Annotated in this window: 9 protein-coding genes and 1 rRNA gene; 6 read left to right on the plus strand and 4 right to left on the minus strand. The window is 55.0% G+C overall.

Annotation, left to right across the window (positions count from 1 at the left end):
• The first annotated feature begins 26 nt into the window (after window positions 1-26).
• Window positions 27-1019 (plus strand): UDP-glucose 4-epimerase GalE, encoded by a 993-nt coding sequence (galE, locus tag AC58P5_RS20420; RefSeq protein ID WP_497389768.1) that lies wholly within the window; start codon window positions 27-29, stop codon window positions 1017-1019.
• A gap of 46 nt (window positions 1020-1065) precedes the next feature.
• Window positions 1066-2679 (plus strand): UDP-glucose--hexose-1-phosphate uridylyltransferase, encoded by a 1614-nt coding sequence (locus AC58P5_RS20425; protein WP_497389770.1) that lies wholly within the window; start codon window positions 1066-1068, stop codon window positions 2677-2679.
• A 208-nt stretch (window positions 2680-2887) separates the two neighbouring features.
• On the opposite strand, the gene AC58P5_RS20430 is transcribed toward AC58P5_RS20425, so the two are convergent.
• The 3 genes from AC58P5_RS20430 to AC58P5_RS20440 all read right to left on the minus strand — a co-directional run bounded on the left by AC58P5_RS20430 (window position 2888) and on the right by AC58P5_RS20440 (window position 5697).
• Window positions 2888-4066 (minus strand): MFS transporter, encoded by a 1179-nt coding sequence (locus AC58P5_RS20430; protein ID WP_497389772.1) that lies wholly within the window; start codon window positions 4064-4066, stop codon window positions 2888-2890.
• Window positions 4067-4121: 55 nt separating this feature from the next.
• Entirely contained in the window at window positions 4122-4583 is a 462-nt protein-coding gene (locus AC58P5_RS20435; RefSeq protein ID WP_497389774.1) for a MerR family transcriptional regulator, read from the minus strand.
• Between the two features lie 319 nt (window positions 4584-4902).
• Complete coding sequence (locus tag AC58P5_RS20440) at window positions 4903-5697, minus strand: class I SAM-dependent methyltransferase (protein ID WP_497389776.1); 795 nt, start codon at window positions 5695-5697, stop codon at window positions 4903-4905.
• Window positions 5698-5810: 113 nt separating this feature from the next.
• Here AC58P5_RS20440 and AC58P5_RS20445 point away from each other — a divergent pair, with 113 nt between their 5' ends.
• The 3 genes from AC58P5_RS20445 (at window position 5811) to AC58P5_RS20455 (ending at window position 8179) form a co-directional block, all read left to right on the plus strand.
• Entirely contained in the window at window positions 5811-6668 is an 858-nt protein-coding gene (locus AC58P5_RS20445) for a carbon-nitrogen hydrolase family protein (protein ID WP_497389778.1), read from the plus strand.
• A 78-nt stretch (window positions 6669-6746) separates the two neighbouring features.
• The gene (locus AC58P5_RS20450) at window positions 6747-7439 is read left to right on the plus strand and encodes a GNAT family N-acetyltransferase (protein ID WP_497389780.1); all 693 of its coding nucleotides are present in this window, start codon (window positions 6747-6749) and stop codon (window positions 7437-7439) included.
• Between the two features lie 68 nt (window positions 7440-7507).
• Complete coding sequence (locus AC58P5_RS20455) at window positions 7508-8179, plus strand: GNAT family N-acetyltransferase (protein WP_497389782.1); 672 nt, start codon at window positions 7508-7510, stop codon at window positions 8177-8179.
• Between the two features lie 145 nt (window positions 8180-8324).
• On the opposite strand, the gene AC58P5_RS20460 is transcribed toward AC58P5_RS20455, so the two are convergent.
• Complete coding sequence (locus AC58P5_RS20460) at window positions 8325-8495, minus strand: hypothetical protein (protein WP_497389784.1); 171 nt, start codon at window positions 8493-8495, stop codon at window positions 8325-8327.
• A gap of 501 nt (window positions 8496-8996) precedes the next feature.
• On the opposite strand from AC58P5_RS20460, the gene AC58P5_RS20465 reads away from it, so the two are divergent.
• Window positions 8997-9291: ribosomal RNA gene (locus AC58P5_RS20465) — 16S ribosomal RNA — on the plus strand; the annotation flags it as partial.

The following is a 9291-nucleotide window of genomic DNA, read 5'->3' on the forward strand; positions in this document are numbered from 1 at the left end:
AAAACAATCATCGGGAGGCGGAAGAAATGGCGATTATGGTGACAGGCGGAGCCGGATACATCGGTTCTCACGCCGTAGCGGAACTGCTGGCTAGAGGAGAAGAGGTTGTGATCGTCGACAATCTCCAGCAAGGTCATCGCGATGCGATATTGGGCGGCAAGCTTTACGAAGGCGATCTGCGGGACGAAGCTTTTCTGGACACGGTATTCCGGGAAAATGAGATCGACGCGGTTATCCATTTTGCGGCGAACTCGCTAGTCGGAGAAAGCATGACGGACCCGGCCAAGTATTATCACAATAACGTTTACGGGACTCTCTGTCTGCTGGAAAAAATGAAAAAATTCGATGTGAAACGAATCGTGTTTTCTTCGACCGCGGCGACATACGGCGAGCCCGAAAACACGCCGATCCTGGAAATCGACCGGACCGAGCCGACGAACGCTTACGGCGAAACCAAACTGTCCATGGAGAAAATGATCAAATGGTTCGACCACGCTCACGGGATCAAATCCGTTTCGCTGCGCTATTTCAACGCGGCGGGCGCTCATGAGAGCGGACGGATCGGGGAAGATCACCATCCGGAAACGCATCTGGTTCCGCTTATCCTTCAGGTGGCGCTCGGACAACGGAGCCATATCTCTGTCTTCGGAGAGGACTATGCGACGCCGGACGGGACCTGCATCCGCGATTACATCCATGTAAGCGACCTGGCCGACGCACATGTGCTTGCCGTAGAGAAGCTGCGTCAAGGCGGAGAGAGCGGCGTTTACAATCTCGGAAGCGGGAACGGATTCTCGGTAAAAGAAGTGATCGATATCGCCCGCGAGGTGACAGGACATCCGATTCCTGCCGTTGTGGAAGCCCGCCGTGCCGGAGATCCCGCGGTTCTTATCGCCTCTTCCGAACGCGCCCGGCAAGAATTGGGCTGGAAGCCTAAGCGGGACAATCTCCAGGCGATCATCGCCAGTGCCTGGGCTTGGCATCAAGCGCATCCGGACGGATACGCGGACAAGAAGTAGCATCTGGAGTTTACCTGCCTGCCGGGCGTAAGGAGTGAGTGAAGGAATGAATAAGGACTTGGAACGGGATAAAGCACAAAATCAAGCTGATCAGGCAGCGCTTGCCGTTGAACGCCTGGTGTCGTTTGCCCTTGCGAAGGGGTTGATCGGAGCCTTGGATGTATGTGCGGCGAGGAACGCGCTTTTGGACGCGCTGGGTCTGCCCGAGCCGTATCAAGGCGCGGACACAAACGCGGAAGACGAAACGGTGGCCGCGGAGCCGGGAGAGATGCTCGAAGTTTTGCTGGACTACGCCTATATCCGTGGACGTCTTGAAGCGGATACGACTACTTACCGAGATCTTCTCGACGCCCGTTTGATGGGACTTCTGATGCCGAGACCGTCCGAGGTTGCCCGGCAGTTCGGGGAAATCACCCGGGAACACGGAGTGCGGAAGGCGGCGGACTGGTTTTACGAGCTTTGCATAAACAGCAACTACATTCGTATGGACCGGATACGTAAGAACGAGTATTGGCTGGCCCCGACGGAATACGGAGATCTTGAGATTACCGTCAATCTGTCCAAGCCGGAGAAAGATCCGAAGGAGATCGCCCTTCTGCGGACACTCAATCAGAGCGGCTATCCCCAATGTCTCCTGTGTGTGGACAATGTCGGCTATGCGGGCAGGCTGGATCATCCGGCCAGGCAGAACCTGCGCATTCTTCCGCTTACGATTGACGGTGAAGCCTGGTACTTTCAATACTCCCCTTATGTCTATTATAACGAGCACTGTATCGTCTTGAACGAAAAGCATGTCCCGATGAAAATATCGGAAGGGACTTTCCGCAGGCTCTTTGACTTTATCGAACAGATTCCGCATTATTTTGTGGGTTCAAATGCGGACCTGACGATTGTCGGCGGATCGATTCTGAGCCACGATCATTTTCAGGGCGGGAATCATAAATTCCCGATGGAGCTCGCTCCCGTTGAGCGGAAGTTCGCTTCGGACACGCACCCCGGCGTCTCGGTCGGCATCGTCCGGTGGCCGATGTCGGTCCTGCGGCTCGCCGGAAGCGGCCGCGAGGACGTCTTCCGCGCCGCCGACGAGCTGCTCGCCGCGTGGCGTGCCTACAGCGATCCGTCCGCGGATATCGCCGCGGTCACGGAAACGGCGGACGGTGTCCGGGTACCCCATAACACCGTCACGCCGATCGCCCGGTTCAACGCGTCCGGGCAGTACGAACTGGACCTCGTGCTCCGCAACAATCGCACGAGCGAAGAGCACCCGGATGGCATCTTCCATCCGCACCGTAACCTTCACCACATCAAGAAGGAGAATATCGGCTTGATCGAAGTGATGGGTCTGGCCGTTCTTCCTGGCCGTCTCCAGGAAGAAATCAGCGGAATCGCCGGGTTTCTTACCGGAGATTCCGCGTGGAACAGCGCGGACGGCCTGGAAGCAGGCCATCCGCTGGAGAAGCATGCCGCCTGGATCGGCGAGCTTGTCGCCGCCCGCGGCACGGCCCTTTCGCTGCAGGAGGCGCACGAACTCCTGCAGCGGGAGATCGGCGGCATCTTCAAGAGGGTGCTTGAAGATGCCGGCGTGTTCAAGCGGACGGATGCCGGTCAGGCGGCATTCGACCGCTTCCTGGGCAGCCTCGGCTTCGTACCCGCCGAATAGGCCAAAAAAGCCTTTCGTCCTCCCGTAACGGGGAGAACGAAAGGCTTTTTATGCGCCGCCGACGCCAACCCGCCGACGCCAATCCGCCGACGCCAACCCGCCGACGCCAACCCGCCGACGCCAACCCGCCGACGCCAACCCGCCGACGCCAACCCGCCGACGCCAACCCGCCGACACCAACCCGCCGACACCAACCCGCCGGCAGCGTCTATCCGGCCTGCGGCCCGGTTGCATCGGCTTTGGCCGGACGGCTGCGCCAGACGGACATCGCGATGACCGCGATGAGCGCCAGGCCTGCGGCCACGGCGAAAGGCAGCTGGGCCGACAGGTGGTGGGCAATGTAGCCCGACAATACCGGAGCGATGGCCGCACCCATCCAGCGCACGAAATTGTAGGCGCCGGACGTTACGCTCCGTTCAAACGGAGAAACTTCCATCACATGGCTTGTGAACAAAGCATTGTTTAACCCGCAGAACAGGCCGATGACGATAATCAGCAGAATCTGCAGCCACAGCGTGTGAACAAGGAACAGCAGCAGCAGAATGAAGCAGAACGCTCCCAGGCTCCACGGAATGATTTGGGAAGGCTTGAAGCGTCCCTCCAGATTGTGAGCCAGCTTCGCGGAGCCGTAAGCAAGCATGAGGCCCCAGCCGAAGAAAACAAGGCCGAGCTGGATGGCCGACATATGAAGCATCAGCGGTGAATAAGCCAACACGACGAAGAAACCGTAATAATAGAACATGGAGGAACCTGCCACGCGCAAGAACGGCTTATGGGTCGCCAGGTGCATAAGCTCCTTGAACCCGGCCGCTTTGCGGACGGATTTTTTCTCCGGCTCCTGAATCATGAACAGTACCAGCAGGAACGCGATAAGCACAAAACAGCCTGTCGCGATGAAAGGCAGCCGCCAGGAAATTCCGCCGAGCAGTCCGCCGACAAGCGGTCCGCCCGCCATTCCGAGGCCGATCGCCGCCTCATACATGCCGACGGCGGTATTGGCCGAGGGCGTCAAGGCAATGAGCAGGGTCATGGCAGTGGCGAAGAACATCGAGTTCCCGAAGCCCCAGCCCGCCCGGAACAAGGCGAGCTCGGTAATGCCGCCGGATGCGCCGCACAGAAAAGCGAAGACGGTCACGACGGCGAGGCCGGCGACCATCATTTTTTTGTCGCCGAAGCGGGTCGCCGCAAGCCCGGACGGAATCATCATAATCGCCATGGTAAGGATGTAGGCGGTAAAAAGCAGCTCGATCTGCGCCGGATTCGCGCCGATTTTCTCGGCTATAATCGGAAGAATCGGATCGACGACCCCGATTCCCATAAAAGCAAGAAAAGTTGCAAGCACCGTGACGTAACGTGCGCGTGTTTGCTTTTTTGTTCCCTGATCCATACAAATATGCACCCCTCGCACAAGTCTGACCGGGAAATGGGTGCCATGAGCACAGCTATTGTCCGGAAGACGTGATCTTGCCGGAGGACGCCGCCGTTTGAGGCTGGCCAATCGCTTCGCGCACCTTAGAGAGCAGTTCTTCCATATCTTTGCGGAACGCCTCCATCTTATGAATCTTGAGATCAAGCATATCCACCTGTTCGGCGAGTCCGTCCGCTACGCGCTTGAGCTCCTCCTGCTTTTTCAGCTCGACGGCATAGCCGCCAGAACCTTCGCGGTAGGATGCAAGCAGTGTATCGATTGTCAGGAAATGCTGCAGCTCCTGCAAAGAAAAGCCGAGCACTTCGCGGGCAAGCAGCACTTTTTTCAGACGATCCACGTTTTCCTGGGTGTACAGCCTTACGCCTCCCTCGCTGCGCGTAGGCGGCTCCAGAAGGCCGATCTCTTCATAATACCGGATCGTACGCTTGGTCAATCCCGTCTCCTTGGCGACATCATCAATTTTTAACCGTGTCATGTTTACCACTCCCAGTCGCTAATATCAAGATTACTCTCAATTAACGTTAACGTCAACGTTAACTTTTTTTCCCCGTAGATCAATTCGCAGCACACCTTATTGAACCGGGCCCTAAACAACGCGGCGCCATGTCCATTAACTTTCTTCTATAAGTATATCGTTTCCCGCCTCTTCTAACCAAATCGGCTCGGTTTTACGAAACGGCCAAAACCGCCACAACTCTTGTTGTGACGGTTCTGATTTATAGCGTATCCGAAAGTATGCTATCCGATCCTGCAAGAAATCGGGAAGCCGCTGCCACCGTGGGAACTAGAACCATTTAGAGCTTTTTAGCCACCAGAGTATACGATTTCGGAATGCCTTTGTCGTAAACATCCGAAGACCGGTTAGGCTCTTCCTCCAGAATCTCGATAAACAATCCCGAAGAAGCGGCGGCCGTAACGATTTCCCCGAGCGTCCACTTACGGTGCCGGACCTTGATTAAGGCCGATTCATCCTGCCCCGGCAAAAATTTGGAGTAGGCGACATCCGTCTCTTCTATAGAGGTATCGAAATAATCGCCGGTTACTTTGTGCTTCCGGACCTTGGCGGTCGAACCGCGGGAAGAGATCAATTTGGTCGTCACGGGATGAAAATCCTGCAGGATCAGCCGCCCGCCGGAACCCAGCAGCTTAACCACTATGTCGAATAGCGGCTTCAGCTCCAAGAAATAATGAAGAATGCCGAATTCCATAAGCGCGAGACCGTAGTCGCCGGTCAGCTCTTCTTCGGGAAGCTCCAGCACATCGGAGACGACGTAACGGACACGCACTCCCGCAGCTTCCGCCAGCTCCGTTCCGTATTTGGCGTTTTCCGCCGCGATATCTACAACCGTAACTTCGCTCGCTCCCAGCAGGGCGAGAGCTGCGGCCTTACTGCCGTGGGAGCCGAGCAGATTAACGGCTTTAATTCCGCTGAGGTCCCCGAGAAAACGGCTGAAAGACCGCACGGCTCCCTCCGGATTCCGGCTGATAAGCGCGGCCGCTTCCTCCGGGGTTCCAAAACGGTTCCGCCAGGCCTCGTAAGCATGCTGGTTCCAGGCCGTCTGATTGTGTTCGCTGAATTGTTTCTGCACGGGGATTCCTCCTTTTGTTCCACAATCATTCATCATATAATAAAATCATCGGCAAATCCATCCGGTTCATACGGGTTTGCGGACAAGTTTTTCCGCCTAAGGAGGAGTTCGTTTTGAAATTCAGAGTTTCCGCAGTCCAGCATCATCTGCATACCATTTCGAGCTTTCAGGAGTTTGCGGATCAGGTCGAGCATTACGTCAAAACGGCGCAGGAATTCGATTCCGATTTCGTGCTCTTTCCCGAGCTTTTTACCACCCAGCTGTTGTCCATTCGCAATCATGGGGAGGAGGCGCTGACGATTAACGATCTGCCCTCCTTTACCGACTCATATATGGAGCTGTTCAAGGGGCTCGCCAAGTCGACCGGAATGCACCTGATCGGCGGCACTCATATCATTGAAGACGGCGGGCGCTTGTACAACTCCGCGTTTTTATTTTATCCGGACGGCCGGGTGGGGGAGCAGAGGAAGCTGCACATCACCCCGACGGAAGTGAAGGAGTGGAACATGGGAGCCGGTGGCGCTCTTCAAGTATTCGATACGGATAAGGGGCGCATCGCAATTCTCGTCTGCTACGATATGGAGTTTCCCGAAATCGTCCGCATGGCCAAAGCCCGCGGGGCCGATGTTATTTTCTGCCCGTCCTGCACGGACGACCGTCACGGCTTCCACCGCGTACGCTACTCCTGCCATGCCCGTACCATCGAGAATCAGATCTATGTGGTAGTAACCGGCACGATCGGGTCGCTTCCAACCGTTGACTTTATGAGAGGGAATTTCGGACAGGCCGCCGTTCTTACCCCTAACGATGTACCTTTTCCTCCACGCGGCATACTGGCCGAAGGAGAAATCAACGACGACATGATCATTACCGCCGATCTGGATCTGGTCCTTTTGGAAGAAGTCCGCGAGAAAGGCTCCGTAACCACGTGGCGCGACCGCAGAACCGATTTGTACACCGATTGGAAATAAAGGCGTATTGGTTTAATCCGGCAGCGGGTTATTTGAAGCAACTATTAAAATTTTAACGGAAGCGGGGGGCCGAACGAGATGAATACGACACCAGAATTCGAATCACTCAAGTATATGAAGAAAATGTACGTTTTCGACGGGGAGAAACCGGTTCCCGCCCTGATCAGAAGCTACACGGAAGCGGATTTCGAAGCTCTAATCGAAGTGCAGCGACTAAGCTTTCCGCCGCCGTTTCCCGAAGAGCTTTGGTGGAACGAAGAGCAGCTCCGCAACCATGTCCGGCTATTTCCAGAGGGGGCTCTCTGCGTGGAGGTCGGCGGCAAAATCGTCGGCTCCATGACGGCACTCCGCACCCGGTTCGATCCGTTGCACCCGGAGCATACCTGGGAAGAAGTCACGGACGGAGGGTATATCCGGAACCACGATCCGGAGGGAGATTCCCTCTATGTAGTGGATGTTTGCGTGATGCCGTCTTACAGGAAGCTGGGCCTTGGCAAATGGCTGATGTTCTCCATGTACGAGACAGTCGTCCATCTGGGGCTTCGGCGTCTTTTGGGCGGGGGAAGAATGCCCGGTTACGGGGCTCAGGCCGGCACAATGACCGCCGATCAGTATGTCGACGCGGTTCTAGCCGGACTGCTTCACGACCCGGTTCTCAGCTTCCTGCTGCGGTGCGGACGGATGCCGGTCGCGGTGCTTCCCGGTTACCTGGAAGACGAAGAGTCCCTGAATCACGCCCTTCTGATGGAGTGGAGGAACCCCTTTCTATAATAGGCGGTTCCCCTTCCAAGGGAATGGCCGAACAGTCTCAGTAACAACATTTTGAGAGGATGAGGCTCATGGAATACATACGTATTACCGATATCAACGACCCTTTATTTGCGAAAATGCACCAGCTCATGCAGACCGTTTTTCCCGCTGAAGAGGTGCTTGATTATGACCTGTGGAAAGAACCGCTCGAAGATCCGGGCATCCGGGTGTTCGTCGCCGTTCACGAAGGAGAGGTTGTAGGAGCGACCGAGTACCGCTATTACACCGATCTGGGAATCGCGATGACCGACTTTACCATTATCGGCCAGCCGGGCCTCGGCATAGGCAGATTCCTGAGCCGCAAACGTCAGCATGACCTGGCGGATCTGGCTGCTCGAAGCGGGAAGCCCATGATCGGCATGTTCGCCGAGATTTACGATCCGTACCGGGTAGAGGACCATTCGTTTGGCGGCGTTAAGCCGATGGATCCTTTCGTGCGCCGTGAAGTTCTATCTCATCTTGGCTACCGCAGACTGGACTTTCCTTACGTTCACCCTTCCTGGCAGAACGATGGAGAAGCCGTGAACGAACTAGATCTTTGCTTTATGCCTTCGGATGAGAATGCGGAATACCTGTCGTCTTCCCTTATCGCTGATTTTCTGACCCGCTACTACACCGTACTTGAAAACAAACCGGCAACGTGGCAGGAGATGATCTCGCGTCTCCGTACATCGGAGCGTACGGCGCTTCTTCCCTTATAAGGGAAACGAGGGTGGAATGACTCATAAGCAGGAACAAGCCCGCAATTCTTCTTTCTATTTATGAAGGCCAAGCGGGACAGCATAGGCTCAGCCTTAGCGCACAATTATAAAAAGGGCTCCCATAGGGGCCCTTTTGGTTTTTCGCTTAATCCTGCGTTTTTGCATCCGGGGCTTGCGTGTGCAGCTTGTCCTTATTTCGGATGGCGCGCTTATCTTCAGCCAGCTCCAGGGTGTCGTTCGCAAACTCCATATCCTGATTCTCCGCATTCATGTTCGTTGTTCCCTCGTAATTCCCGCGGTGTGTTTTGTTTTCCATGAGGTCGCCTCCTCTCTATATCTTAGGTAGATGAAGGTAGCTTTCGTTTGCCGTCCGGAGAATATGCGCATATTCTCCTTCTTAAGAAGATCGCTTTGTTACGTATAGAAAAACCGCTGTGAGGATATGCTTATAGCATTGTTTCATGCGCGCAAAACAATTGGAATAAAAAACCTGTTGCAAAGCTATTGCTGACATGGTACATTAATTTAGCTGACACGGACGAGCCCTTGATAAACAAGGCCGGAAGCGAAAGCTGAGAAATTAATCTTAAAAAAAGATTGACTTCAAAAAACAGACATGTTATTATTGAATTCCGGCCAAGAGAAACGGGCCGATACAAATGAGTGACACGCACAAGATTGTCCTTTGAAAACTGAACAACGAGTGATTGAAGCGTCTCGAGAAATCGAGACAATAATGAGAAGAAATTCTCGTCAGCAACGAATTTTTGAGCTTATCAGCTTGAGATAAACCGCTGGCCTTACGGCCGGCACAACTTTATCGGAGAGTTTGATCCTGGCTCAGGACGAACGCTGGCGGCGTGCCTAATACATGCAAGTCGAGCGGAGTTGATGAGGTGCTTGCACCTCTGATACTTAGCGGCGGACGGGTGAGTAACACGTAGGCAACCTGCCTGTAAGATCGGGATAACTACCGGAAACGGTAGCTAAGACCGGATAATCGGTTTCTCCGCATGGAGGGACCGTGAAACACGGAGCAATCTGTGGCTTACGGATGGGCCTGCGGCGCATTAGCTAGTTGGTGAGGTAACGGCTCACCAAGGCGACGATGC

This window comes from Paenibacillus sp. JT31N7 (assembly GCF_059692095.1).

Coding starts and splice junctions, on each gene's coding strand:
- galE (WP_497389768.1), top strand. CDS start 27: ATGGCGATTATGGTGACAGGCGGAGCCGGATACATCGGTTCTCACGCC.
- AC58P5_RS20430 (WP_497389772.1), bottom strand. CDS start 4,066: ATGGATCAGGGAACAAAAAAGCAAACACGCGCACGTTACGTCACGGTG.
- AC58P5_RS20450 (WP_497389780.1), top strand. CDS start 6,747: ATGAATACGACACCAGAATTCGAATCACTCAAGTATATGAAGAAAATG.
- AC58P5_RS20425 (WP_497389770.1), top strand. CDS start 1,066: ATGAATAAGGACTTGGAACGGGATAAAGCACAAAATCAAGCTGATCAG.
- AC58P5_RS20455 (WP_497389782.1), top strand. CDS start 7,508: ATGGAATACATACGTATTACCGATATCAACGACCCTTTATTTGCGAAA.
- AC58P5_RS20435 (WP_497389774.1), bottom strand. CDS start 4,583: ATGACACGGTTAAAAATTGATGATGTCGCCAAGGAGACGGGATTGACC.
- AC58P5_RS20460 (WP_497389784.1), bottom strand. CDS start 8,495: ATGGAAAACAAAACACACCGCGGGAATTACGAGGGAACAACGAACATG.